The following is a 25150-nucleotide window of genomic DNA, read 5'->3' as shown; positions in this document are numbered from 1 at the left end:
TAGGTTAGGAAGAACGCATAACAACGATGGCGATGAAAAAGTTGCTCATAGCGTCGCTGCTGTTTAGCAGCGCCACCGTATACGGTGCAGACGGGTTCGTAGTGAAAGACATTCATTTCGAAGGCCTGCAGCGAGTCGCCGTCGGTGCGGCCCTCCTCAGCATGCCGGTTCGCGTAGGCGACACTGTCTCTGACGAGGATATCAGTAATACTATCCGCTCACTGTTTGCTACCGGGAACTTCGAAGATGTTCGCGTGTTGCGTGACGGTGAAACGTTGGTCGTTCAGGTAAAAGAACGTCCAACAATCGCGAGTATTACATTCTCTGGTAACAAGTCCGTGAAGGACGACATGCTTAAGCAGAACCTTGAGGCTTCTGGCGTACGTGTCGGTGAATCACTGGACCGCACCACCCTCTCGGATATCGAGAAAGGGCTGGAAGACTTCTACTACAGCGTTGGCAAATACAGCGCCAGCGTTAAAGCCGTGGTTACGCCACTGCCGCGTAACCGTGTTGACCTGAAACTGGTATTCCAGGAAGGCGTTTCCGCCAAAATTCAGCAGATCAACATCGTCGGTAACCACGCGTTCTCTACCGAAGAGTTAATCTCCCACTTCCAGCTACGCGATGAAGTGCCGTGGTGGAACGTGGTGGGCGATCGTAAATATCAGAAACAGAAGCTGGCGGGCGACCTCGAAACGTTGCGTAGCTACTATCTGGATCGTGGTTACGCCCGTTTTAACATCGATTCCACTCAGGTTAGCCTGACGCCGGATAAGAAAAGCATTTACGTGACGGTTAACATCACCGAAGGCGATCAGTACAAGATTGCTGGCGTGACGGTGAACGGCAACCTGGCGGGCCACTCTGCGGAAATCGAGAGCCTGACCAAACTCAAGCCAGGTGAGCTCTATAACGGCACCAAAGTGACCAAGATGGAAGACGACATCAAGAAACTCTTGGGTCGCTATGGTTATGCCTATCCACGCGTGCAGACTCAGCCTGAAATCAACGATGCAGATAAAACCGTAAAACTGCATGTAAGCGTTGATTCCGGCAACCGTTACTACGTGCGTAAAGTTCGTTTTGAAGGCAATGACACCAGTAAAGATTCCGTTCTGCGTCGCGAAATGCGCCAGATGGAAGGGGCCTGGTTAGGCAGCGATCTCGTCGATCAAGGTAAAGAGCGTCTGAATCGTCTCGGCTACTTTGAAACGGTCGATGTGGATACGCAACGCGTATCCGGAAGCCCTGATCAGGTAGACGTCGTTTACAAAGTTAAAGAGCGCAACACCGGCAGCTTCAACTTTGGCGTCGGTTACGGTACTGAAAGCGGCGTGAGCTTCCAGGTGGGCGTGCAGCAGGATAACTGGTTAGGTACCGGTTACTCTGTTGGCATCAACGGGACTAAAAACGACTATCAGACCTACGCTGAACTTTCCGTTACCGATCCGTACTTCACCGTTGATGGCGTGAGCCTCGGCGGTCGTCTGTTCTATAACGACTTTAAAGCTGACGACGCGGATTTGTCCGACTATACCAACACCAGTTACGGTGTGGACGGCACGCTTGGTTTCCCGGTTAATGAATACAACACCTTGCGTCTGGGCTTAGGTTACGTGCATAACGACCTGTCCAATATGCAGCCGCAGGTTGCCATGTGGCGTTATCTGGATTCTGTGGGTCAGAACACATCTAAAACATCTGATGACAATGGTTTTGCTGCAGATGACTTCACCCTGAACTATGGTTGGACATACAACAAACTGGATCGCGGTTTCTTCCCGACGGACGGTTCGCGTGTCAACCTGAACGGTAAAGTCACCGTGCCGGGCTCAGATAACGAGTTCTATAAAGTTACGCTGGATACAGCGAGCTATTTCCCAATTAATGACGACCATACGTGGGTTGTGTTGGGTCGTACCCGTTGGGGTTACGGCGATGGTTTCGGCGGCAAAGAATTGCCGTTCTATGAAAACTTCTATGCCGGTGGTTCCAGCACGGTTCGTGGTTTCCAGTCAAACAACATCGGTCCGAAAGCGGTTTATTACGGACCGAATCAGGATAACTGTGGAACGGGTAATATCTGTGGTTCCGACGATGCGGTAGGCGGTAACGCCATGGGTGTGGCAAGCCTTGAGCTGATTACCCCTACGCCGTTCCTGAGCGAGAAGTACGCAAACTCCGTTCGTACTTCCTTGTTCGTGGATGCCGGTACCGTCTGGGATACCAACTGGGAAAATACCGCCGATATGAAAGCCGCTGGGGTGCCAGATTACAGTGACCCAGGCAACATTCGTATGTCTGCAGGTTTAGCATTGCAATGGATGTCACCATTGGGGCCGCTGGTATTCTCCTATGCCCAGCCGTTCAAGAAATACGATGGCGACAAAGCAGAACAGTTCCAGTTTAACATTGGTAAAACCTGGTAATTGTTTTGCGCGAAGGAATGCAATAAGCAGTGACGCGATGATACCAGTCCGACGAACGCTGGACTGGTTCACGCAAAAGACAGTGTCTTCGGACACATATGGGATGGTAAGGAGTTTATTGTGAAAAAGTGGTTATTTGCCGCAGGTCTTGGCATCGCTATGGCTGCATCAGCCAGCGTTCAGGCAGCTGAAAGTATCGCCGTTGTAAACATGGGCAACCTGTTCCAGCAAGTTGCACAAAATACTGGCGTCTCTAAAACCCTGGAAAACGAGTTCAAAGGCCGTGCCAGTGAACTTCAGGGAATGGAAAACGATCTGCAAGCTAAGATGCAGCGTCTGCAGCGTGATGGCTCCACCATGAAAGCCAGCGACCGTAGCAAACTGGAAAAAGACGTAATGGCAAGCCGCCAGACTTTCTCTACTAAGGCGCAAGCTTTTGAACAGGATCGTCAACGTCGCTCCGGCGAAGAGCGCGGCAAACTGGTTACTCGTATCCAGAGCGCAGTGAAGAAAGTCGCTGACGACAAAGGCTACGATGTCGTGCTGGACACCAACACTGTTGCCTATGCCGGTAGCAGCGTAAAAGACATCACTGCAGATGTACTGAAACAGGTTAAATAAGTAATGTCTTCAATTCGACTGGCTGATTTAGCCCAGCAGTTGGATGCAGAATTGCACGGTGATGGCGATATCGTCATCACCGGCGTTGCGTCCATGCATTCGGCCCAGGCAGGCCATATCACGTTCATTGTTAACCCTCGTTATCATGAACAACTGGCAACTTGCCAGGCTTCTGCCGTCGTGATGACTCAAGCCGACCTCCCTTTTGCCAAAAGCGCAGCGCTGGTAGTGAAAAATCCTTACCTGACGTATGCCCTTATGGCGCAAATTCTTGATTCCACGCCACAACCTGCACAAAACATCGCGCCAAGCGCGGTGGTCGATGCGACTGCGTCGTTAGGCAACAATGTAGCGATTGGCGCTAATGCTGTTATAGAATCCGGCGTTGTGCTGGGCGATAACGTCATTATCGGCCCTGGCTGCTTTGTTGGTAAAAATACCAACATTGGTGCCGGCACTCGCCTGTGGGCGAATGTTTCGATTTACCATGAAATCCAGATTGGCGAGCAGTGCTTAATCCAGTCAGGCACGGTTATCGGCGCGGATGGTTTTGGTTATGCCAACGATCGCGGAAACTGGGTGAAAATCCCTCAGTTAGGACGCGTGATCATTGGCGATCGCGTTGAAATCGGCGCCTGTACGACGATTGACCGTGGCGCACTGGACGACACGATTATTGGTAATGGTGTTATCATTGATAACCAGTGCCAGATTGCGCATAACGTTGTGATTGGCGACAATACCGCCGTCGCGGGCGGCGTCATCATGGCCGGTAGCCTCAAAATTGGGCGTTACTGCATGATTGGCGGCGCCAGCGTGATTAACGGCCACATGGAGATCTGCGATAAGGTCACCGTAACTGGCATGGGCATGGTAATGCGTCCGATCACTGAGCCTGGAGTCTATTCTTCAGGTATTCCGTTACAGCCGAATAAAGTGTGGCGCAAAACCGCCGCGCTGGTGATGAATATCGATGAAATGAGCAAACGCTTAAAAACCATCGAACGTAAGGTTAATCAACAAGATTAATCATCGCCAGCCCTTGAGCGTAGTGCTTCTGATTTGCGGCCTGCAAGCTATCTCGTGATAGCCGCAGGCCGTGTTATTATTGTCATTTTGTACATTTGGACAGGAAGAGTATTTTGACTACCGACACTCATACTCTGCACATTGAAGAGATTTTAGAGCTTCTGCCGCACCGTTACCCGTTCTTGCTGGTTGACCGTGTTCTGGATTTTGAAGAAGGTCGTTTTCTACGCGCAGTAAAAAATGTCTCTGTAAACGAGCCGTTTTTCCAGGGGCATTTCCCTGGTAAACCCATTTTCCCGGGCGTTTTGATTCTTGAAGCAATGGCGCAAGCCACCGGTATCCTGGCGTTCAAAAGCGTAGGAAAACTGGAGCCTGGCGAACTTTATTACTTTGCTGGTATCGACGAAGCGCGTTTCAAGCGTCCTGTCGTGCCGGGTGATCAAATGATCATGGAAGTAACTTTCGAAAAAACCCGCCGTGGTCTGACTCGCTTTAAAGGCGTGGCTACCGTTGACGGTAAAATTGTCTGCGAAGCAACCATGATGTGTGCCCGCAGCCGGGAGAGCTGATACGTGATTGATAAATCCGCCTTTATTCATCCATCATCCATTGTGGAAGAAGGCGCCGATATCGGTGCCAACGTTCACATTGGCCCGTTTTGTGTGATTGGTCCGCATGTTGAGATCGGTGAGGGAACCGTGCTGAAGTCTCACGTTGTGGTGAATGGTCATACGACCATTGGCCGTGATAATGAGATTTATCAGTTCGCCTCTATTGGTGAAGTTAACCAGGACCTTAAATATGCGGGTGAACCCACTCGCGTGGAAATTGGCGATCGCAACCGCATTCGCGAAAGCGTCACCATCCATCGTGGAACAGAACAGGGCGGTGGCTTGACGAAGGTGGGCTGCGATAACCTGTTAATGATCAACGCCCATGTGGCGCACGATTGTACCGTCGGGAATCGCTGTATCCTCGCTAATAACGCAACGCTTGCCGGTCACGTTTCCGTCGATGATTTCGCGATCATTGGTGGCATGACCGCGGTGCACCAGTTCTGCATCATCGGTGCGCACGTGATGGTTGGCGGCTGCTCCGGCGTAGCACAGGATGTTCCGCCGTACGTTATCGCGCAGGGCAACCATGCGACGCCGTTTGGCGTTAATTTCGAAGGGTTGAAACGCCGTGGTTTCAGTAAAGAAGCGCTGCACGCTATTCGTAACGCTTACAAATTGTTGTACCGCAGCGGCAAAACCCTCGACGAGGCGAAACCGGAAATTGCTGAACTTGCAAAACAGCATCCGGAAGTAAACGCATTTATTGAATTCTTTGCGCGCTCCACGCGCGGTTTGATTCGCTAAATGAAGCCTGGTCGTCCCCTTACGATTGCCCTGGTCGCCGGAGAAACTTCCGGCGATATTCTTGGTGCAGGCTTAATCCGCGCTCTGAAAGAGCGTCACCCGGATGCCCGGTTTGTGGGCGTCGCCGGGCCACGGATGCAGGCCGAAGGCTGTGAAGCCTGGTATGAAATGGAAGAATTGGCGGTCATGGGCATTGTTGAAGTGCTTGGTCGCCTGCGTCGTTTGTTGCATATCCGCGCCGATTTAACCCGCCGCTTCACCGAGCTGCAGCCAGATGTGTTCGTCGGTATTGATGCGCCTGATTTCAATATCACCCTGGAAGGCAATCTTAAAAAGCAGGGTATCCGCACTATTCATTACGTCAGCCCATCGGTCTGGGCGTGGCGGCAAAAACGCGTTTTCAAAATTGGCAGAGCGACCGATCTCGTCCTTGCTTTTCTGCCTTTCGAAAAAGCGTTTTACGACAGGTTTAACGTTCCATGCCGTTTTATCGGGCATACAATGGCGGATGCCATGCCGTTGGACCCGGATAAAAACGCAGCCCGCGCTACGCTTGGTATTTCGCCTGATGTGAAGTGCCTGGCTTTGTTACCGGGCAGCCGCGGGGCAGAAGTTGAGATGCTAAGCGCCGATTTTCTGAAAACCGCGCAGCTTCTTCGTCGTCGTTTCCCGGATCTCGAGATCGTCGTGCCGCTGGTGAACGCCAAAAGGCGTGAACAGTTTGAGAAAATTAAAACCGAAGTCGCCCCTGAGCTTCACGTCCATTTATTAGATGGAATGGGCCGCGAGGCGATGGTAGCAAGCGACGCTGCGCTGTTGGCATCCGGGACGGCAGCGCTTGAGTGTATGCTGGCTAAATGTCCGATGGTGGTTGGTTATCGCATGAAACCGTTCACCTTCTGGCTGGCGAAGCGCCTGGTGAAAACCGATTATGTTTCGCTGCCAAACCTGCTTGCTGGCCGCGAATTAGTTAAGGAGTTGCTTCAGGAAGAGTGTGAGCCTGTCGCATTAGCGGCCGCACTCGAACCGCTGCTTGAAGACGGCGCGCAAAGTCATCAAATGCATGACACCTTCCGCGCTCTGCATGAGCAAATTCGCTGTAATGCGGACGTTCAGGCGGCAGATGCCGTGCTGGAGTTAGCACAATGATGGAATTTATCTATCCGCACACGCACCTGGTTGCGGGTGTGGATGAAGTGGGCCGCGGCCCCTTGGTCGGCGCCGTTGTCACGGCCGCCGTCATCCTCGATCCGGCAAAGCCTATCGTTGGCCTTGCGGATTCGAAGAAACTGTCGGAAAAAAGACGTAACGCGCTTTACGATGAAATCATTGAAAAAGCGTTAGCCTGGAGCCTTGGGCGCGCCGAGCCGGAAGAGATCGACCAGTTAAATATTTTGCACGCAACCATGCTTGCCATGCAGCGAGCCGTTGCGGGCCTGGCCATTGCGCCGGAATACGTGCTTATTGATGGAAATCGTTGCCCTGCTCTGCCTGTACCTGCCCTTGCGGTAGTGAAAGGGGACAGCAGGGTCGCTGAGATCAGCGCCGCTTCAATTCTTGCTAAAGTTACGCGCGACCGCGAAATGGCCACGCTGGATTTGAGCTTCCCGCAGTACGGCTTTGCCCGGCATAAGGGCTACCCAACGGCTTTTCACCTCGAAAAGCTGGCTGAACACGGTGCCACTGAGCATCATCGTCGTAGTTTTGCTCCGGTCAGACGCGCTCTTGGGCTGGCGTCCTGACCTGCGGGTATCGGGTACACATTTAATCGGAATGAGAAATGGCTGAACCACGTTTCGTTCACCTGCGGGTGCACAGTGATTATTCCATGATTGATGGATTGGCGAAAATCGGGCCGCTGGTGAAAAAAGCCGCGGCGCTGAATATGCCAGCTTTAGCTATTACCGATTTTACCAACCTCTGTGGCCTGGTGAAATTCTACGGCGGCGCGCACGGCGCCGGGATTAAGCCGATCATTGGCGCAGACTTTAACGTCGCCAACGAACTGCTGGGCGATGAACTCAGCCAGTTAACCGTCCTTGCCGCCAACAATGTCGGCTACCAGAACCTGACCTTACTGATATCTAAAGCCTATCAACGCGGTTACGGCATAGCAGGTCCGATTATCGATCGCGGCTGGTTGGCTGAACTAAACGAAGGTTTGATCCTGATTTCCGGTGGGCGGATGGGGGATATTGGCAAAAACTTGTTGCGTGGCAATCATGCCCAGGTCGATCAGTGCCTGGCGTTCTACCAGCAATATTTTGCCGATCGCTTTTATCTTGAACTGATTCGTACAGGCCGTGCTGACGAAGAGAACTATCTGCATGCCGCCGTCGCCCTGGCCGAAGAGCGAGGCCTGCCGGTCGTCGCCACCAACGACGTACGTTTCATTGATGCCACCGACTTTGACGCTCATGAAATCCGTGTCGCTATCCACGATGGTTTCACGCTCGACGATCCAAAACGTCCGCGCAATTATTCCACGCAGCAGTATATGCGCAGCGAAGATGAGATGTGCGAGCTGTTCTCGGATATCCCGGAAGCGCTAGAAAACAGCGTAGAGATTGCCCGACGTTGTAACGTTACCGTCAGGCTAGGCGAGTATTTCCTGCCGCAGTTCCCGACAGGCGATATGACCACCGAAGATTTTCTTGTTGCGAAATCCAAAGAAGGACTGGAAGAACGTTTAGAGTTCCTGTTCCCGGACCCGGAAGTGCGTGCCGAAAAACGTCCGCCGTACGATGAACGTCTGGATATCGAACTTCAGGTTATTAACCAGATGGGGTTCCCGGGCTACTTCCTGATCGTTATGGAGTTTATCCAGTGGTCGAAGGATAACGGCGTGCCCGTAGGTCCCGGACGTGGTTCAGGCGCGGGATCGCTTGTGGCCTACGCGCTGAAAATTACCGATCTGGACCCGCTGGCGTTTGACCTGCTGTTCGAACGCTTCCTGAACCCGGAACGTGTGTCGATGCCTGACTTTGACATCGATTTCTGTATGGAAAAGCGCGATCGGGTTATCGATCACGTGGCTGAAATGTACGGGCGCGACGCGGTATCGCAGATCATCACCTTCGGTACGATGGCTGCAAAAGCGGTTATCCGCGACGTGGGCCGTGTACTGGGCCACCCGTACGGCTTTGTCGATCGTATTTCCAAGCTGATTCCGCCCGATCCTGGCATGACGCTGGCAAAAGCGTTCGAAGCTGAGCCTCAGCTACCTGAAATTTACGAAGCGGACGAAGAAGTTAAAGCGCTGATCGACATGGCGCGCAAGCTGGAAGGTGTGACGCGTAACGCCGGTAAACACGCAGGCGGTGTGGTTATCGCGCCGACTAAAATCACCGATTTTGCACCGCTCTATTGCGATGACCAGGGGCAAAACCCGGTTACCCAGTTCGATAAAAACGATGTGGAATATGCGGGCCTGGTGAAGTTCGACTTCCTGGGTTTACGTACGCTCACCATTATCGACTGGGCGCTGAAAATGATTAACCCGCGTCGGGCGAAGCAGGGGCTTGAGCCGATTGATATCGCCGCCATCCCGCTTGACGACAAAAAAAGCTTCGACATGCTGCAGCGCTCGGAGACCACAGCGGTATTCCAGCTTGAATCCCGCGGCATGAAGGACCTGATCAAACGTCTGCAGCCCGACTGCTTCGAAGATATGATAGCCCTGGTGGCCCTGTTCCGTCCGGGTCCTTTGCAGTCCGGCATGGTTGATAACTTTATCGACCGTAAACATGGCCGCGAAGCGATTTCCTATCCGGATATTCAGTGGCAGCACGAAAGCCTGAAGCCGGTGCTTGAACCTACCTATGGCATCATCCTGTATCAGGAACAGGTTATGCAGATTGCCCAGGTGCTTTCCGGTTACACCCTTGGCGGCGCGGATATGCTGCGTCGTGCGATGGGTAAAAAGAAACCGGAAGAGATGGCTAAGCAGCGTTCGAGCTTCGAAGATGGAGCCAAAGCGAACGGTATTGACGGCGAACTGGCGATTAAAATCTTCGATCTGGTAGAGAAATTCGCCGGGTATGGATTTAACAAATCTCACTCCGCCGCCTATGCGCTGGTTTCCTACCAGACGCTGTGGCTCAAAGCGCACTACCCGGCAGAGTTCATGGCGGCGGTAATGACCGCCGATATGGATAACACCGAAAAAGTCGTAGGACTGGTGGACGAATGCTGGCGCATGGGGCTGAAAATCCTGCCGCCGGACATCAACTCCGGGTTGTACCATTTCCACGTTAATGACGATGGCGAAATTGTTTACGGCATCGGCGCGATTAAAGGCGTGGGCGAAGGCCCCATTGAAGCGATTCTGGAAGCCCGCAACAAAGACGGCTATTTCCGCGAGCTGTTCGATCTCTGTGCCCGCACGGACACGAAGAAACTAAACCGCCGGGTGCTGGAAAAACTGATTATGTCCGGCGCATTCGACAGGCTTGGGCCGCACCGTGCCGCGCTGATGAACGCGCTTGGCGATGCTCTGAAAGCCGCCGATCAGCATGCAAAAGCAGAAGCGATTGGTCAGGCGGATATGTTTGGCGTGCTGGCTGAAGAGCCGGAGCAGATTGAACAATCCTACGCAAGCGTAACGCCGTGGCCGGAACACACGGTACTGGAAGGCGAGCGTGAAACGCTGGGGCTGTACCTTACCGGGCACCCCATCAACCAGTATCTGAAAGAAATTGAGCGCTATGTCGGCGGCATGCGCCTGAAAGAGATGCACCCGACAGAACGTGGTAAAATGACCACGGCTGCGGGTCTGGTGATTGCTTCACGGGTCATGGTGACCAAACGAGGCAATCGCATTGGCATCTGTACTCTTGACGATCGTTCCGGTCGTCTGGAAGTGATGTTATTCACAGATGCGTTAGAAAAGTACCAGCATCTGCTGGAAAAAGACCGTATCCTGATCGTCAGCGGACAGGTCAGCTTTGATGACTTTAGCGGCGGCCTTAAAATGACCGCTCGTGAATTGATGGACATTGACGAAGCCCGTGAAAAGTATGCGCGCGGGCTTGCTATCTCGCTGACGGACAGGCAAATTGATGACCAGCTTTTAAACCGTCTCCGTCAGTCTCTGGAACCCCATCGTTCGGGGACGATTCCGGTACATCTCTACTATCAGAGGGAAGATGCACGCGCGCGGTTGCGCTTTGGCGCAGCATGGCGTGTTTCACCCAGCGATCGTTTACTCAACGATTTGCGTACCCTGATAGGTTCGGAGCAGGTGGAACTGGAGTTTGACTAATACAGGAATACTATGAGTCTGAATTTCCTTGATTTCGAACAGCCGATTGCAGAGCTGGAAGCGAAAATCGATTCCCTGACCGCCGTTAGCCGTCAGGATGAAAAATTGGATATTAATCTGGACGAAGAAGTGCAGCGTCTGCGTGAAAAAAGCGTAGAACTCACGCGTAAAATCTTCGCCGATTTAGGGGCATGGCAAATTGCCCAACTGGCGCGCCATCCACAGCGCCCGTATACGCTCGATTACCTTCGTCTTGCTTTTGACGAGTTTGACGAACTGGCGGGTGACCGTGCCTACGCTGATGATAAAGCTATCGTCGGCGGTATAGCACGCCTTGAAGGCCGCCCGGTAATGGTCATTGGTCATCAGAAGGGACGTGAAACCAAGGAAAAGATTCGCCGTAACTTTGGTATGCCTGCACCAGAAGGCTACCGTAAGGCGCTGCGTCTGATGGAAATGGCTGAGCGTTTCAATATGCCAATCATCACCTTTATCGACACCCCAGGAGCATATCCGGGCGTGGGTGCGGAAGAGCGTGGCCAGTCAGAAGCTATTGCACGCAACCTGCGTGAAATGTCTCGCCTGAAAGTGCCGGTCATCTGTACGGTAATTGGTGAAGGCGGTTCCGGCGGCGCACTGGCAATCGGCGTTGGCGATAAAGTGAATATGCTGCAGTACAGCACCTATTCCGTTATCTCTCCGGAAGGCTGCGCTTCCATTCTGTGGAAAAGCGCTGATAAGGCGCCTCTGGCTGCTGAAGCTATGGGTATTATCGCGCCGCGTCTGAAAGAGCTGAAGCTTGTCGATACCGTTATCCCTGAACCTCTGGGCGGCGCGCATCGTAATCCGGAAACGATGGCTGCGTCGTTAAAAGCTCAGTTGCTGGCGGACCTTGCCGATCTGGACGTGCTGAACAAAGACGAACTGCTTAACCGCCGTTATCAGCGTTTGATGAGCTACGGCTACGCCTGATTGCTTGTTCCACATTGACGATAAGGGCCGGATTTTCCGGCCCTTTTTGCGTTTATCGCTTCACTGAAAAACGCATTGCGCTATGCTTACCTGAGACTTTTGCCAGGAGGTAAGCTGTGAATATTATCGCCATCATGGGACCGCAGGGCGTTTTTTATAAAGACGAGCCGATTAAAGAGCTGCACCAGGAACTGGAGAAACAGGGTTTCCAGCTCATCTATCCAACCAACAGCACCGACCTGCTGAAGCTCATTGAACACAACCCCAGAATTTGCGGAGTGATTTTCGACTGGGACGAATACAGCCTCGATTTGTGCAGCGAAATCAATCTGCTGAATGAATATCTGCCGCTGTATGCGTTTATCAACACCCATTCTTCGTTGGACGTCAGCGTTAATGAGATGCGCATGGCGCTGTGGTTCTTTGAGTATGCCCTCAGTGCCGCGGACGACATCGCCGTGCGTATCAAGCAATACACCAACGAGTATCTCGACAATATCACGCCGCCGTTTACCAGAGCGCTGTTCACCTATGTTAAGGAAGGTAAATATACCTTCTGCACGCCGGGCCACATGGCGGGTACGGCTTATCAAAAAAGCCCGGTAGGCTGCCTGTTTTACGATTTCTTTGGCGGGAATACGTTAAAAGCGGACGTGTCGATCTCAGTGACCGAGCTGGGCTCTTTACTCGACCATACCGGCCCGCACCTGGAAGCCGAAGAATACATTGCCCGTACCTTTGGCGCGGAGCAAAGCTATATGGTCACCAACGGCACGTCCACATCAAATAAAATTGTCGGGATGTACGCAGCACCTTCGGGCAGCACCGTTTTAATCGATCGTAACTGTCATAAGTCGCTGACGCATTTGCTGATGATGACCGATCTGGTGCCCATCTGGTTAAAGCCCACGTGTAATGCCTTAGGTATTCTGGGCGGTATTCCGAAGCGCGAATTCCTGCGCGAAAGCATTGAAGAAAAAGTGGCTGCCACAAAAGACGCCCAGTGGCCGGTACATGCCGTTATCACCAATTCAACTTATGACGGGCTGCTCTACAACACCGAATTCATTAAGCATGAGCTGGACGTTCCCTCAATCCACTTTGATTCTGCCTGGGTTCCCTATACCAATTTTCACCCTATTTATCAGGGGAAAAGCGGCATGAGCGGGGAGCGGGTGCCGGGTAAAGTAATTTACGAAACGCAGTCCACCCATAAATTACTGGCGGCCCTTTCCCAGGCATCTCTGATTCACATTAAAGGTGATTATGACGAGCAAACCTTTAATGAAGCCTACATGATGCATACCACCACTTCGCCGAGCTACCCGCTGGTGGCATCGATAGAAACGGCGGCCGCTATGCTGCGCGGCAATCCGGGTAAGCGTTTGATTAACCGCTCCGTGGAACGGGCGCTGCATTTTCGCCGTGAGGTTCAGCGCCTGCGCGAAGAGTCGGAAGACTGGTTCTTTGATATCTGGCAGCCGGAACATATCGACGAAGCCGCCTGCTGGCCAATTTCACCAGGCGATGAGGACTGGCATGGCTTTAAGGATACTGATGCCGACCATATGTACCTTGATCCGATCAAAGTCACTATTCTCACGCCAGGCATGAGCGAGCTGGGAGACATGGCTGACGAAGGGATACCTGCGGCGCTGGTAGCGAAGTTTCTTGATGAGCGCGGCGTGGTGGTTGAGAAAACCGGGCCATATAACCTGCTGTTCCTGTTCAGTATCGGTATAGACAAAACCAAAGCGCTCAGCCTGTTGCGCGGCCTGACGGAGTTTAAACGTTCCTACGATCTTAATCTGCGGGTCAAAAATATGCTGCCGGATCTTTATGCCGAAGATCCTGATTTCTACCGCAACATGCGTATTCAGGATCTTGCTCAGGGGATCCATAAGTTAATCAGGCAGCATAATTTACCTGACCTGATGCTGAGAGCTTTTGATGTCCTGCCGGAAATGAAATTGACGCCGCATCAGGCATACCAGCAGCAGGTAAAAGGTCATGTTGAAACGGTTGAAATCGAACAGCTCTTAAACCGGGTTTCGGCGAATATGATCCTGCCTTATCCGCCAGGCGTGCCGGTTGTGATGCCGGGTGAGATGATAACGGCGGAAAGCCGCGCGGTGCTGGATTTCCTGTTAATGCTTTGTTCCGTTGGCGAGCATTACCCCGGATTTGAAACAGATATACACGGTGCGACGCTTGGAGAAGATGGCATATACCGGGTACGAGTCTTAAAAACGGTATAGCGCCTTGAATTGCCGGGGCATGCTGGTAACGTGCCCGAAAGACAAAGGAGTTCATATGTTGGGTTTAAAGCAGGTTCATCACATTGCGATCATCGCCTCGGATTATCAAATGAGTAAGCAGTTTTACTGCGATATTCTGGGCTTTACTTTGCAGGCGGAAGCGTACCGCGAGGAGCGGGACTCCTGGAAAGGCGATCTGGCTCTGAACGGTCAGTATGTCATTGAGCTTTTTTCCTTCCCATTCCCACCCGCGCGTCCAAGCCGCCCGGAAGCTTGTGGCCTGCGCCATCTGGCGTTTAGCGTTGAAAATCTTGATCGGGCAATTGAGCATCTGGAAAAGCACGGCGTCACCTGCGAGCCCGTTCGCATTGACCCGTTTACCGATAAGCGCTTCACTTTTTTTGCCGATCCTGACGGCCTGCCGCTGGAACTTTACCAGCAGTAACTCTTGCCTCTCTCATCGTTGCCCGGTAACGTGCCGGGCAAACCCTCACGTAAGTTACTGATTATGGATCTCCATCCGCTACTGTCATTACTTCATCCGCACCGCAACCTGCTGGTGGCGTTTAGCGGTGGGCTGGATTCTACGGTTTTGCTGCATCAACTTGTCACGCTGCGCGAAACTATCGCACCCGAGCTGCAACTGCGCGCCATGCATGTTCATCATGGCATTAGCCCTAATGCTGATGAATGGGTAAAGCATTGCGAGCGGCTTTGCGCGCGGTGGAATGTATCTCTGCAGGTGGCTTATGTACATTTGACGGATGATGGAAAAGGCATTGAAGCGCAGGCGCGTGCGGCTCGCTATCAGGCATTAGCTCAGGAGCTGCGGCCTTGCGAAATATTGCTAACGGCGCAGCATCTGGACGATCAGTGCGAAACTTTTTTACTGGCGTTAAAGCGAGGCAGCGGCCCGGCCGGGCTTGCGGCTATGCCGGCGAGCCTCGATTTTTCAGGAACAACTTTGCTGCGCCCTTTACTTGGGCAGAGCCGGGAAAGGTTAGAAGAGTGGGCTAAGCTTCATCAACTGAATTGGATTGAAGATGAAAGTAATCAGGACGACGCTTACGACAGAAATTTTCTGCGTTTGCGCGTTGTACCAGTTTTACAACAGCGCTGGCCGCATTTTGCCCGCAGCGTAGCCCGCAGCGCTGAGCTTTGTGGCGAGCAGGAAGCGCTGTTGGATGAATTGCTGGCGGAGCAGCTTGCCGCGCTAATGCTGGAAGATGGCGCTTTGCGTATCGCACCGCTGGCCAGCCTGAGCGAAACCCGTCGCGCTGCGTTGCTGCGGCGCTGGTTTGCTTTCCATAAAGCGGCAATGCCATCACGGGCTGCATTACAGCGCGTCTGGGACGAGGTTGCGTCAAGCCGTGAGGATGCCAATCCTCGACTGAAATTTGGTGACCACGAAGTTCGCCGTTTTCAGGGGGCGCTTTACCGGGTGCCCTCGGTAAGCGAGCAGGGCGATTCTGTTCTGCATTGGGCGGCGCCTTACGCTCCACTAAGTCTTCCTGCAGGTCTCGGTACGTTGAAACTTACGGCTGACGGGCAGGCCGTTCGTGCGCCACGCCATGACGAACCGGTCACTATTCGTTTTAAAGCAGGCGGTAATCATCATATCGTTGGGCGCGATCGGGGCAGAAGCCTGAAGAAAATCTGGCAGGAGTTGCAGATCCCATCATGGCAGCGCAATATCACGCCGCTGATATTTTATGGCGAGCAGTTAATTACCGCTCCGGGCATTTTCGTTACTCGTGAGGGGCAGGCAACGGATCAATCATGCTGGCATATAGACTGGCAAAAGGAGAATGAGCAATGAAAAAAGCGATAGTTCTGGTCGGGCTGATGGCGTGCAGCTTGCCTGCGTTTGCAAACGGCGATGCGCAGGCGGGGGAGCAAAAAGCAGTGATGTGCGTGGCCTGTCATGGCGCGAACGGTAAAGTATCCGTACCGATGTACCCAAACCTCGCCGGGCAAAACGAAAAATATCTTGAGCACTCGCTTCAGGCTTACAAAAAAGGTGAGCGCAGCGGCGGACAGGCGGAAATCATGAAAGCTTATGTCAGCGGCCTGTCTGATGAAGACATCAGCAATCTGGCTGCATATTATGCTTCCATGAAACCATAAAAAAACGGGCAGCCACTGGCTGCCCGCTTATTTGCATTTATCGCGTCAGGATTCGCTAACCGCTATTCTTCGCTAACGACGACGGTTCCAATTTCAGGATGACTGAAGCTGGTGATTTTATCGAGGCGAACTTCGCGCGTGCTCCCCGCATCATCAATAATCAAATATTCGACGTTTTTACGAGACACAAGGTCGCTTGCTTTCGCTTTCAAAACCTCTCCGCTCTTTAGTTCCAGCGTCAGTAACAAGTGATGCTGGCAGGCGAGCTCGAGATTGTCATAGTCATCACAATTGATGGGTTGATAGGCATCATTCAAAGACATAATCGCTCACCAGTAAGTTCGCGGCAGCATACGCCGCCTGTTCCCTGATTGATTCTGGCAGTGCTTCGTTATCGGCCACCTCATCCAGCGCCTTCAGAACGCAACCTAATGCATCCGGAATGTAACCTAAATCCCCGCTCGCGATCTCCGCGTAGCGTTGTCGAACCAGTTCACAATACTTTTCCACATGCCCTCCTGTCAGAGTCTCGACTTCAGACTTAATTGTGGATGGAACTTAAGCCTACGAAGATAAACTCTGTTTAGCAAGGTGACTATACCACAGGCATGAAACCGATATCAGCAGTGTGAATAGCTGCCCTTGTGAATACATAACAGCGTTTTAGCGAGGTTTTCGTTACAATGAGCGCCAAATAAATCTGGAGAAGTGTGATGGCGTTAAAAGCGACGATCTATAAAGCGATGGTGAATGTTGCCGATCTCGATCGCAATAAATTCCTGGACAGCAACCTGACGCTTGCGCGCCATCCTTCTGAAACGCAAGAACGTATGATGCTACGCTTACTGGCGTGGATTAAATATGCGGACGAGCGTTTGCAATTTACCCGCGGTCTGAGCGCGGAAGAAGAGCCTGAAGTTTGGCAGCGCAACGATCATCTGGGCATCGACCTGTGGATTGAACTGGGTCTGCCCGAAGAGCGTCGGGTGAAAAAAGCCTGCAGCCAGTCTGCGGAAGTCGCGCTGTTTACCTACAATAGTCGTGCAGCCCAGATCTGGTGGCAGCAAAATCAGAACAAACTGAGCCAGTTTAAAAACCTCAGCATCTGGTATCTGGACGATGAGCAACTGGCTAAGTTAAGCGAATTCGGTACCCGCAGCATGAATTTGCAGGCAACCATTCAGGATGGCGCAATCTGGCTGTCGGATGCTGAAAACAACGTTGAAATTCACTTTACCGCGTGGCTTCGCCATTCATGATTAGCCTTTCCCGATCGGTTGACATACCCGATCAAGAAGTGACGATTACAGCGATTCGGGCGCAGGGCGCGGGTGGCCAGCATGTGAATAAAACCTCAACGGCTATTCACCTGCGTTTTGACATCCGGGCTTCCAGCTTGCCAGAATATTACAAGGAGCGGCTACTTGCGGCGAGCCATCATCTGATAACGCCCGATGGCGTGGTGGTAATAAAGGCGCAGGAATACCGCAGCCAGGAGATGAACCGTGAAGCTGCCGTTGCACGTTTAGTCTCCTTGATTAAAGAATTAACCGCTGAGCAAAAAAGCCGCCGGGCAACCAGACCGACGCGAGCTTCAAAAGAGCGTCGTCTGGCGTCAAAAGCACAGAAATCCACAACGAAATCGCTACGCGGAAAGGTCCGTCGCCCTGAGTAAGAAAGGGTGCAAAGTTAACCAGCATAAGGAACAGACGGTGAAGAAACTTTTATTATCAGCAGGGGCGATTTGCAGCCTTTTTGCCCTTTTTGGGTGTAACAATCGCGCTGAAGTGCAGACGCTGCAGCCTACGCAGGCAGCGGAATTAAAACCGATGCAGCAGAGCTACAAGGGCGTGCTGCCTTGTGCAGATTGCGAAGGCATCGAAACATCGTTATTCCTTGAGAAAGACGGTACATGGGTAATGAATCAGCGCTACCTGAGCGCGAACTCACCGTCGGTCTTTGCTTCTTATGGCTCCTGGGCACGTACGGCCGATAAGCTGGTGCTGACAGAAAGCGACGGCGAGAAACTTTATTTTCGCCCAAAAGGCGACGGGCTTGAGATGCTCGACCGCGAAGGAAACCCGGTCGAGTCGCAGTTCAACTATACGCTGAAACCAACAAACGACGCGCTTCCCGCTACGCCAATGGCGATGAAGGGCATGTATAAATACATGGCAGACGCGGCGATTTTCCAGGATTGCGCAACCGGCCGCACCTTCGCCGTCGCCAGTAATGCCGAACTGGAGCGTGGCTATGCTGCCGCTCGCGGCAAAGACATGCAGCCGGTGCTGCTGAAGATTGAAGCGCACTTTACGCTGCAGGCTTCTCCAGACAGCGGCGAGCTGCAAAAAACGCTGGTGGCGGATAAATCAGCGAAGTTCGAATCAGGTAAAGACTGTTCCAACTGATAAAAAATGCCCTGCAAAGCAGGGCATTTTTATGCGTTTAGGTAAAATTAGCGCTGGATCTGACTCAGTAAGAAATCAATGATTTCACCGGTTTTAATCATCTGCTTTTCACCGACGCGGCGGTTTTTGTATTCGACTTCTTCGCTATCAAGGTTGCGATCGCCGATAACTACCGTATGCGGAACGCCGATCAGCTCCATATCCGCAAACATGACGCCCGGGCGCTCTTTACGGTCATCCATCAGCACGTCAATGCCTTTGGCGCGCAGAGTAGAGTAAAGCTCTTCCGCCAGCTCTTTCACGCGGAAAGATTTATGCATATTCATTGGCAGGATAGCGACCTGGAAAGGCGCAATCGCATCTGGCCACAGAATGCCGCGTTCGTCGTTGTTCTGCTCAATTGCCGCAGCCACAACTCGTGTAACACCGATACCGTAACAGCCCATGGTCAGCGTCTGGTTACGACCATCCTCGCCCTGCACGGAAGCTTTCATCGCTTCAGAATATTTAGTACCAAGCTGGAAGATGTGACCTACTTCGATTCCGCGTTTAATCAGCAGCGTGCCTTTGCCATCCGGGCTTGGATCGCCTTCCACCACGTTACGGATATCCGCAACCTGCGGCAGAGCGACATCGCGCTCCCAGTTGATACCCACAAAGTGTTTGTCATCGATGTTTGCGCCAGCGGCGAAATCGCTCATTGCCGCTACGGTGCGGTCAATGACTACCGGGATTGGCAGGTTTACCGGGCCAAGAGAACCTGGGCCTGCGTTAACTACGGCGCGGATTTCTGCTTCGGTGGCGAAAGTCAGCGGGCTTGCAACCTGCGGCAGTTTCTCTGCTTTCACTTCGTTCAGTTCATGATCGCCGCGAACCAGCAGAGCGACCAGCGGATAAGCGCTGCCTTCGGTCGCTTTGACCAGCAGAGTTTTCACGGTTTTCTCAATCGGAAGATTGAACTGTTCTACCAGGTCAGCAATGGTTTTCGCATTCGGGGTGTCTATCTGCGTCATTTCTACCGTTGGCGCGGCACGACCGCCAGCCGGCGCTACAGCTTCAGCGAATTCGATATTAGCTGCGTAATCTGATTCTGTAGAGAAAATCACATCATCTTCGCCGCTTAGAGCCAGCACCTGGAACTCATGGGAAGCGCTGCCGCCGATGGAGCCGGTATCAGCTTCAACAGCACGGAAATCCAGACCCATACGGGTGAAGATTTTGCTGTAGGCCTGATACATCGCATCGTAAGTTTCCTGCAGGGATTCCTGGGTTGTATGGAAAGAATAGGCGTCTTTCATCAGGAATTCGCGGGAACGCATAACGCCGAAACGTGGGCGCACTTCGTCACGGAATTTGGTTTGGATCTGGAAGAAGTTCAGCGGCAGTTGTTTGTAAGAGCTCAGCTCGTTACGAATCAGATCGGTAATGACCTCTTCGTGGGTTGGGCCGAGAACAAACGGACGATCGCCACGATCGACAAAACGCAGCAACTCCGGGCCATACTGGTCCCAACGGCCGCTCTCCTGCCACAAATCTGCGGGCTGAACAACGGGCATACAGACTTCGATTGCACCGGCGTTGTTCATCTCTTCACGCACGATATTTTCGACTTTTTTCAGGACGCGCAAACCGGTCGGCAACCAGGTGTATAAACCGGAGGCGAGTTTGCGGATCATCCCGGCGCGCAGCATCAGTTGATGGCTGATGACTTCGGCGTCGGCAGGTGTCTCCTTCAGAGTGGAGAGCAGATATTGGCTAGTACGCATGTTGTTACGGTTCCATTTGAACGGCTGATAACCGGCTGCAAGGCAGCCTGCTTCAAAAAAGTGGTTTAGTTTACCAGTGTGGCAGGGATGTCAAAAGAGAGGGGTGATAAATTAGCGCTCTTCGACGGCAAACACTTCAGAACCCTGCTCTGTAACGCGCCAGCGTACATTAAAATCAAGCAGCGCTACGGCATAGGTTTTGCCCGCAACTTCGCCTTTACGATAGGCTGGACGAGGGTCCTGGGCTAACACTTGTTGAATAAAGCGCGCAATATTTGGGTAGGCATTATCGAGTCGCGCGAACTGCTGTTGCACATCCCTGGTGAAATAAACCGGCATATCGGCATCGGGGGCGTTCTGGGCGTAGCCCGCAACGGCATCCGGTAATGCCTCGGCAAAGGGGAGATAAGGTTTGATGTCCACAATCGGTGTGCCATCAACCAAATCCAGACTGCCGAGATCCAGAATCACCTGGTTTTTCACGCAGCGGATTCCTTTCAATTCAACCAGCGACATACCGATTGGATTCGGGCGGAAGGTTGAGCGTGTGGCAAAAACGCCCATACGGGCATTGCCGCCAAGGCGGGGAGGGCGCACGGTTGGCCGCCAGCCGCCTTCCATTGTCTGATGGAAGACAAATAGCAGCCACAGATGGCTAAAGCCTTCGAGGCCACGCACGGCATCGGCCAGATTGAAAGGCGGCAGCAAATGAAGTTCGCCGCCTCCATCCGCCACCAGACCAGGCTGGCGCGGGACGGCAAACTTCTCTTTGTACGGGGAACGAATTACACCAATTTGTTCAAAAGAAAATGCTGTCATTTCGCCGAAACATTCAGCGCGGAACCGACGCAAACCGCCTGACGATAGCAACCGGGCGTACCGCTGGTGACGTCGCAGCTATGTAACAGAACCGCGTTCGCTTTCATTTTTGATGCGTTAATCTGCAGTCGCTTACGTGCGGTTGGGATATTCGGAGGAGAGTCCTGATTGCTTGCCTGGCAGGATTCGCCGCTGACTTCACCCAGATCGCGGAATGGTTTGCCGACTAAATCTTCGGCGTTGGTATAAATTTTTACCGGAGCCGGGCGGGGTGCCTTAGGTTTAGCAGGTTCAGCTTTTGCTGGCGTTGCAGTGCTTTGAACGGGTTCAACGGGGGATCTGCTTAGCATAGAACAGCCGCTCAACATGACTGCTAATAAACAGATCGGTAAAGCACGCATAATTTTTCCTCAATGAATGATAAATCGGGAATATTGAATCAAGCTCTTGCACAAATAACAAGACGGGCATAAGCCCGCCTTAGATTATTTACGTAAAAATTGCAAAAGGGAAATTTACCAGCCTTTAACAGCGCCGCCGTTGAAGACTTTATTTGCCGCATCATAAACTTCGTCGGACTGGTAAGCCTCAACGAATTTCTTCACGTTCTCTGCATCTTTATTATCTTCGCGAGTAACGATCAGGTTTACGTACGGGGATTCTTTATCCTCAACAAAGATGCCGTCTTTTGCCGGGGTCAGGCCGATCTGGCTTGCATAAGTGGTGTTGATTACCGCCAGTGCAATCTGAGCATCGTCAAGGGAACGTGGCAACTGAGGCGCTTCCAGCTCAACCAGTTTCAGGTTTTTTGGATTCTCAGTAACATCCAGCACGGTTGGCAGCAGACCAACGCCGTCTTTCAGTTTGATCAGACCCTGTTTCTGCAGCAGCAGCAGAGAACGGCCAAGGTTAGTTGGATCGTTTGGCAGGGCTACCTGCGCGCCATTTTGCAGCTCATCCAGAGATTTGATTTTTTTGGAGTAGCCCGCAATTGGGTAAACGAAAGTATTGCCCACGGAAACCAGCTTGTAGCCGCGATCTTTAATCTGCTGATCGAGATAAGGTTTGTGTTGGAAAGCGTTAGCATCGATATCGCCTTTGCTCAGCGCTTCGTTTGGCAGCACGTAATCGTTGAAGGTCACCAGTTCTACGTCGAGGCCATACTTCTCTTTGGCAACTTTCTGCGCGACTTCAGCAACCTGCTGCTCAGCACCCACAATAACGCCAACTTTAATATGGTTCGGATCTTTTTCGTCCTGACCACAACCCACCAGAGCCAGTGAACCAATCAAAGCACCAACTGCCGCAAAGGTTTTAAATTTAAAAGACATATCCCTTCCTTACTTGAGTAAAAAACGATGTTGTGTTGAACGTCTTATTTGTGAGTCACAGCCCGAACGATACGATCGCCAGATAGCTGAATTAGATACACCAATACCACCAATAACACTAATACCGTATTCATTACGGTAGCGTTATAACCGATATAACCATACTGATAACCAATCTGGCCTAAGCCGCCGGCGCCGACCGCACCGCCCATAGCAGAGTAACCTACCAGCGTGATTAAGGTGATAGTGGCGGCATTAACCAGACCCGGTAGCGCTTCAGGCAATAGTACCTTGCGGATAATCTGCATAGGCGTGGCGCCCATAGCGCGGGAGGCTTCAATCAGACCTGATGGAATTTCCAATAGCGCGTTTTCCACCATACGTGCGATGAACGGCGCGGCACCGACGGTCAGCGGCACGATAGCCGCCTGCAGGCCAATGGACGTACCGACGATCGCACGAGTGAAGGGAATCATCCATACCAGCAAGATAATGAAAGGAATCGAACGGAAGATATTTACCAGCGCGGACATGCCGCGGTAGAGCTTCGCGTTCGCGCTAATCTGGCCCGGACGAGTGATATAAAGCAGCACGCCCACCGGCAGACCGAGAACAAAACCAAAGAAGCCAGACACAAAGGTCATCGCCAGCGTTTCATAGACTCCTTTAAGGAGTAACCACATCATTGGCTCAGACATAACCCAGCACCTCTACTTTTACATGTTGTTCTTGCAGCCAGGCGATGGCAGCTTCCGTGTTGTGATGTTCCCCATGCATTTCGCACAGCATGATGCCGAACTTCACGCCGCCGGCGTAATCCATCTGCGCACTAATAATGTTGCTGTTTACATTAAAGGTGCGAGCCGTCTCGGAAAGTAACGGCGCGTCAACTGACTGACCGGTAAATTCCAGACGCAATAAAGGAACGACTTCATCGCGTTTTTCAGCGCTCAGGCGTTGAGCATAATCTTCCGGAATATCCAGATGCAGCGTGGACTGAATAAACTGCTGGGCAAGCGGTGTCTTCGGATGAGAGAACACTTCGCTTACGGTGTCCTGTTCTATTAATTCGCCATCGCTGATAACGGCTACGCAGTCGCAGATGCGTTTCACTACATCCATTTCATGGGTAATAAGAAGAATGGTTAAGCCAAGGCGACGGTTAATGTCTTTCAGCAATTCAAGAATAGAACGGGTTGTGGCCGGATCGAGCGCGCTGGTGGCTTCATCGCACAGCAGAACTTTCGGATTGCTGGCAAGCGCACGCGCAATAGCGACACGCTGTTTCTGCCCGCCGGAAAGGTTAGCCGGGTAGACATCATGCTTTTCACTTAAGCCTACGAGGTCCAGAAGCTCGGTTACGCGGCGCTTAATTTCTTCGCGCGGGGCGTTGTCCAGCTCCAGCGGTAAAGCAACGTTGCCGAAAACTGTACGGGAAGAGAGTAAATTAAAATGCTGGAAGATCATGCCAATCTGGCGGCGTGCTTTCGTCAATTGACCTTCAGACAGCGTCGTCAGTTCCTGGCCATCGACCAAAACGGAACCCTGGGTTGGACGTTCAAGCAGGTTCACACAACGGATCAGGGTACTTTTACCCGCCCCGGATGCGCCAATCACGCCATAAATTTGCCCAGCAGGAACGTGCAGACTGACGTTATTCAACGCCTGTATGGTGCGGTTCCCTTGCTGAAACACTTTGGTGATGTTTGAAAGTTTAATCATTAGGTTATTTATTATCGTATAAGAGTTAGCCGTGGCATTTTCTACTGCCGATAACGGGCGATGACCGTCATCAATATGGATGTTAAGGCATCCAGACGTCTAAATCAATGAGGGCGTGATGTCTGTTCTCTCCAGCGCGTTAAATCATGCGATACTAGATGTAAATATCCATTATCAGGAGTTCCCAGGTGGCACAGTCAGTTCCCGCTATTTTTCTCGACCGCGATGGCACTATTAATGTTGATCATGGCTACGTTCATGAAGTCGACCAGTTTGAGTTTATCGACGGCGTAATCGACGCCATGCGTGAATTAAAAGACATGGGCTATGCGCTGGTGCTGGTCACCAACCAGTCGGGGATTGCCCGCGGCATGTTCACAGAAGATGATTTTGAGAATCTGACCGAATGGATGGACTGGTCCCTGGCTGACCGTGGTGTAGATCTCGATGGTATCTATTATTGTCCTCACCATCCGCAAGCAGTAGTAGAAGAGTTTCGTCAGAGCTGCGATTGTCGCAAGCCGCAACCGGGCATGTTGTTATCCGCCGCTGAGTATTTGCACATTGATATGGCCGCTTCTTATATGGTTGGCGACAAATTAGAAGACATGCAGGCGGCGGCGGCGGCAAAAGTGGGGACAAAAGTGCTGGTGCGTAGCGGTAAGCCTGTAACAGCAGAAGGCGAAGCGGCAGCCGATCTGGTCATTAATAGCCTTGCAGACCTGCCAAAAGCGATTAAAACGCGCTAAAAATCGGCTTTGCGATTAAAAAATGCGCGGTTGGAAATTATTTTGAAAATAGGGGTTGTCAGCTTCCGAAAAATCCCTATACTGCGCCTCCACTGACACGGCACAACGGCTTACAAACCGGCCCGTCAGGCGGACGAAAGCGAAAATAAACGCTTGACTCTGCAGGAGGAAAGCGTAATATACGCCACCTCGCAACAGCAGGCTTAGCCGCTGATTGCACTGCTCTTTAACAATTTATCAGACAATCTGTGTGGGCACTCGCAGGATTGATATCTCAGTACCTTCGGGTACA

At 52.2% G+C, this 25150-nt stretch carries 25 protein-coding genes; 17 read left to right on the top strand and 8 right to left on the bottom strand.

The annotated features are described in order from the left end of the window. Nucleotides 1-26 precede the first annotated feature (26 nt). The 13 genes from bamA to MUA00_RS03540 all read left to right on the top strand — a co-directional run bounded on the left by bamA (nt 27) and on the right by MUA00_RS03540 (nt 16063). The gene (gene bamA, locus MUA00_RS03600) at nt 27-2432 is read left to right on the top strand and encodes an outer membrane protein assembly factor BamA (protein WP_271121917.1); all 2406 of its coding nucleotides are present in this window, start codon (nt 27-29) and stop codon (nt 2430-2432) included. A 120-nt stretch (nt 2433-2552) separates the two neighbouring features. After that, a complete protein-coding gene (skp, locus tag MUA00_RS03595; RefSeq protein WP_271121918.1) occupies nt 2553-3053 on the top strand; it encodes a molecular chaperone Skp in 501 nt (166 codons plus the stop codon). 3 nt (nt 3054-3056) lie between these two features. Continuing rightward, complete coding sequence (gene lpxD / locus MUA00_RS03590; protein WP_271121919.1) at nt 3057-4082, top strand: UDP-3-O-(3-hydroxymyristoyl)glucosamine N-acyltransferase; 1026 nt, start codon at nt 3057-3059, stop codon at nt 4080-4082. 113 nt (nt 4083-4195) lie between these two features. Further along, complete coding sequence (gene fabZ / locus MUA00_RS03585) at nt 4196-4651, top strand: 3-hydroxyacyl-ACP dehydratase FabZ (RefSeq protein WP_271121920.1); 456 nt, start codon at nt 4196-4198, stop codon at nt 4649-4651. Between the two features lie 3 nt (nt 4652-4654). Next, nucleotides 4655-5443, top strand: a complete 789-nt coding sequence (gene lpxA, locus MUA00_RS03580; RefSeq protein WP_271121921.1) for an acyl-ACP--UDP-N-acetylglucosamine O-acyltransferase — start codon at nt 4655-4657, stop codon at nt 5441-5443. Beyond that, nucleotides 5444-6592 carry a lipid-A-disaccharide synthase gene (lpxB, locus tag MUA00_RS03575; RefSeq protein ID WP_271121922.1) on the top strand — a complete coding sequence of 383 codons (1149 nt, stop codon included), beginning with the start codon at nt 5444-5446 and terminating at the stop codon, nt 6590-6592. It abuts the gene before it with no gap. Next, nucleotides 6589-7185: a ribonuclease HII gene (gene rnhB / locus MUA00_RS03570; RefSeq protein WP_271121923.1), complete on the top strand. Its 597-nt coding sequence runs from the start codon at nt 6589-6591 to the stop codon at nt 7183-7185. The genes lpxB and rnhB overlap by 4 nt, the downstream gene beginning before the upstream one ends. Nucleotides 7186-7223: 38 nt before the next feature. Continuing rightward, nucleotides 7224-10706 carry a DNA polymerase III subunit alpha gene (dnaE, locus tag MUA00_RS03565; protein ID WP_271121924.1) on the top strand — a complete coding sequence of 1161 codons (3483 nt, stop codon included), beginning with the start codon at nt 7224-7226 and terminating at the stop codon, nt 10704-10706. 12 nt (nt 10707-10718) lie between these two features. Further along, entirely contained in the window at nt 10719-11678 is a 960-nt protein-coding gene (gene accA, locus MUA00_RS03560) for an acetyl-CoA carboxylase carboxyl transferase subunit alpha (RefSeq protein ID WP_271121925.1), read from the top strand. A gap of 116 nt (nt 11679-11794) precedes the next feature. After that, complete coding sequence (locus MUA00_RS03555) at nt 11795-13936, top strand: lysine decarboxylase LdcC (protein ID WP_271121926.1); 2142 nt, start codon at nt 11795-11797, stop codon at nt 13934-13936. Between the two features lie 55 nt (nt 13937-13991). Further along, on the top strand, nt 13992-14381 hold the full coding sequence (locus tag MUA00_RS03550; RefSeq protein WP_271121927.1) for a VOC family protein: 390 nt from the start codon (nt 13992-13994) through the stop codon (nt 14379-14381). Between the two features lie 63 nt (nt 14382-14444). Then, a complete protein-coding gene (tilS, locus tag MUA00_RS03545; RefSeq protein WP_271121945.1) occupies nt 14445-15755 on the top strand; it encodes a tRNA lysidine(34) synthetase TilS in 1311 nt (436 codons plus the stop codon). Next, nucleotides 15752-16063, top strand: a complete 312-nt coding sequence (locus MUA00_RS03540) for a c-type cytochrome (protein WP_271121928.1) — start codon at nt 15752-15754, stop codon at nt 16061-16063. Before tilS ends, MUA00_RS03540 begins: the two co-directional genes overlap by 4 nt. 62 nt (nt 16064-16125) lie before the next feature. On the opposite strand, the gene rof is transcribed toward MUA00_RS03540, so the two are convergent. Both rof and MUA00_RS03530 read right to left on the bottom strand, forming a co-directional pair. After that, nucleotides 16126-16386 carry a Rho-binding antiterminator gene (gene rof, locus MUA00_RS03535; protein ID WP_271121929.1) on the bottom strand — a complete coding sequence of 87 codons (261 nt, stop codon included), beginning with the start codon at nt 16384-16386 and terminating at the stop codon, nt 16126-16128. Continuing rightward, nucleotides 16373-16573, bottom strand: a complete 201-nt coding sequence (locus tag MUA00_RS03530; RefSeq protein ID WP_271121930.1) for a YaeP family protein — start codon at nt 16571-16573, stop codon at nt 16373-16375. The genes rof and MUA00_RS03530 overlap by 14 nt, the downstream gene beginning before the upstream one ends. Nucleotides 16574-16776: 203 nt before the next feature. Between MUA00_RS03530 and MUA00_RS03525 the strand changes: the two genes are divergently transcribed. The 3 genes from MUA00_RS03525 to nlpE are packed head-to-tail and all read left to right on the top strand — an operon-like array spanning nt 16777 to nt 18471. Next, nucleotides 16777-17322, top strand: a complete 546-nt coding sequence (locus MUA00_RS03525) for a YaeQ family protein (RefSeq protein WP_271121931.1) — start codon at nt 16777-16779, stop codon at nt 17320-17322. Beyond that, nucleotides 17319-17738: an alternative ribosome rescue aminoacyl-tRNA hydrolase ArfB gene (gene arfB / locus MUA00_RS03520; protein ID WP_271121932.1), complete on the top strand. Its 420-nt coding sequence runs from the start codon at nt 17319-17321 to the stop codon at nt 17736-17738. Before MUA00_RS03525 ends, arfB begins: the two co-directional genes overlap by 4 nt. A 37-nt stretch (nt 17739-17775) precedes the next feature. After that, nucleotides 17776-18471, top strand: coding sequence for an envelope stress response activation lipoprotein NlpE (gene nlpE / locus MUA00_RS03515; RefSeq protein WP_271121933.1), 696 nt, complete (start codon nt 17776-17778; stop codon nt 18469-18471). Nucleotides 18472-18518: 47 nt separating this feature from the next. Here nlpE and proS read toward each other — a convergent pair whose 3' ends face one another. The 6 genes from proS to metN form a co-directional block, all read right to left on the bottom strand. Next, entirely contained in the window at nt 18519-20237 is a 1719-nt protein-coding gene (proS, locus tag MUA00_RS03510; protein ID WP_271121934.1) for a proline--tRNA ligase, read from the bottom strand. 111 nt (nt 20238-20348) lie between these two features. Next, nucleotides 20349-21056, bottom strand: a complete 708-nt coding sequence (tsaA, locus tag MUA00_RS03505; protein WP_271121935.1) for a tRNA (N6-threonylcarbamoyladenosine(37)-N6)-methyltransferase TrmO — start codon at nt 21054-21056, stop codon at nt 20349-20351. Next, nucleotides 21053-21457 carry an Rcs stress response system protein RcsF gene (gene rcsF / locus MUA00_RS03500; protein ID WP_271121936.1) on the bottom strand — a complete coding sequence of 135 codons (405 nt, stop codon included), beginning with the start codon at nt 21455-21457 and terminating at the stop codon, nt 21053-21055. Before rcsF ends, tsaA begins: the two co-directional genes overlap by 4 nt. Before the next feature lie 114 nt (nt 21458-21571). After that, nucleotides 21572-22387, bottom strand: a complete 816-nt coding sequence (gene metQ, locus MUA00_RS03495) for a methionine ABC transporter substrate-binding lipoprotein MetQ (protein ID WP_271121937.1) — start codon at nt 22385-22387, stop codon at nt 21572-21574. Nucleotides 22388-22431: 44 nt separating this feature from the next. Then, nucleotides 22432-23085 (bottom strand): methionine ABC transporter permease MetI, encoded by a 654-nt coding sequence (locus tag MUA00_RS03490; protein WP_271121938.1) that lies wholly within the window; start codon nt 23083-23085, stop codon nt 22432-22434. Continuing rightward, nucleotides 23078-24109, bottom strand: coding sequence for a methionine ABC transporter ATP-binding protein MetN (metN, locus tag MUA00_RS03485; protein ID WP_271121939.1), 1032 nt, complete (start codon nt 24107-24109; stop codon nt 23078-23080). The genes MUA00_RS03490 and metN overlap by 8 nt, the downstream gene beginning before the upstream one ends. A gap of 188 nt (nt 24110-24297) precedes the next feature. Here metN and gmhB point away from each other — a divergent pair, with 188 nt between their 5' ends. Continuing rightward, entirely contained in the window at nt 24298-24858 is a 561-nt protein-coding gene (gene gmhB / locus MUA00_RS03480) for a D-glycero-beta-D-manno-heptose 1,7-bisphosphate 7-phosphatase (RefSeq protein WP_271121940.1), read from the top strand. Nucleotides 24859-25150: the final 292 nt, after the last annotated feature.

This window comes from Dryocola boscaweniae, from assembly GCF_025215095.1.
In the GTDB taxonomy this organism is placed as follows: Bacteria; Pseudomonadota; Gammaproteobacteria; order Enterobacterales; family Enterobacteriaceae; genus Dryocola; species Dryocola boscaweniae.
Note: the sequence above shows the minus strand (reverse complement) of the source record. Positions and strands in the feature narration are given on the sequence as shown.

Excerpts from the sequence above, each read along its gene's own strand:
- bamA (WP_271121917.1), top strand. The coding sequence starts at position 27 with ATGGCGATGAAAAAGTTGCTCATAGCGTCGCTGCTGTTTAGCAGCGCC.
- lpxD (WP_271121919.1), top strand. The coding sequence starts at position 3,057 with ATGTCTTCAATTCGACTGGCTGATTTAGCCCAGCAGTTGGATGCAGAA.
- lpxB (WP_271121922.1), top strand. The coding sequence starts at position 5,444 with ATGAAGCCTGGTCGTCCCCTTACGATTGCCCTGGTCGCCGGAGAAACT.
- rnhB (WP_271121923.1), top strand. The coding sequence starts at position 6,589 with ATGATGGAATTTATCTATCCGCACACGCACCTGGTTGCGGGTGTGGAT.
- dnaE (WP_271121924.1), top strand. The coding sequence starts at position 7,224 with ATGGCTGAACCACGTTTCGTTCACCTGCGGGTGCACAGTGATTATTCC.
- accA (WP_271121925.1), top strand. The coding sequence starts at position 10,719 with ATGAGTCTGAATTTCCTTGATTTCGAACAGCCGATTGCAGAGCTGGAA.
- MUA00_RS03550 (WP_271121927.1), top strand. The coding sequence starts at position 13,992 with ATGTTGGGTTTAAAGCAGGTTCATCACATTGCGATCATCGCCTCGGAT.
- tilS (WP_271121945.1), top strand. The coding sequence starts at position 14,445 with ATGGATCTCCATCCGCTACTGTCATTACTTCATCCGCACCGCAACCTG.
- MUA00_RS03540 (WP_271121928.1), top strand. The coding sequence starts at position 15,752 with ATGAAAAAAGCGATAGTTCTGGTCGGGCTGATGGCGTGCAGCTTGCCT.
- rof (WP_271121929.1), bottom strand. The coding sequence starts at position 16,386 with ATGTCTTTGAATGATGCCTATCAACCCATCAATTGTGATGACTATGAC.
- MUA00_RS03525 (WP_271121931.1), top strand. The coding sequence starts at position 16,777 with ATGGCGTTAAAAGCGACGATCTATAAAGCGATGGTGAATGTTGCCGAT.
- arfB (WP_271121932.1), top strand. The coding sequence starts at position 17,319 with ATGATTAGCCTTTCCCGATCGGTTGACATACCCGATCAAGAAGTGACG.
- proS (WP_271121934.1), bottom strand. The coding sequence starts at position 20,237 with ATGCGTACTAGCCAATATCTGCTCTCCACTCTGAAGGAGACACCTGCC.
- tsaA (WP_271121935.1), bottom strand. The coding sequence starts at position 21,056 with ATGACAGCATTTTCTTTTGAACAAATTGGTGTAATTCGTTCCCCGTAC.
- rcsF (WP_271121936.1), bottom strand. The coding sequence starts at position 21,457 with ATGCGTGCTTTACCGATCTGTTTATTAGCAGTCATGTTGAGCGGCTGT.
- metQ (WP_271121937.1), bottom strand. The coding sequence starts at position 22,387 with ATGTCTTTTAAATTTAAAACCTTTGCGGCAGTTGGTGCTTTGATTGGT.
- MUA00_RS03490 (WP_271121938.1), bottom strand. The coding sequence starts at position 23,085 with ATGTCTGAGCCAATGATGTGGTTACTCCTTAAAGGAGTCTATGAAACG.
- metN (WP_271121939.1), bottom strand. The coding sequence starts at position 24,109 with ATGATTAAACTTTCAAACATCACCAAAGTGTTTCAGCAAGGGAACCGC.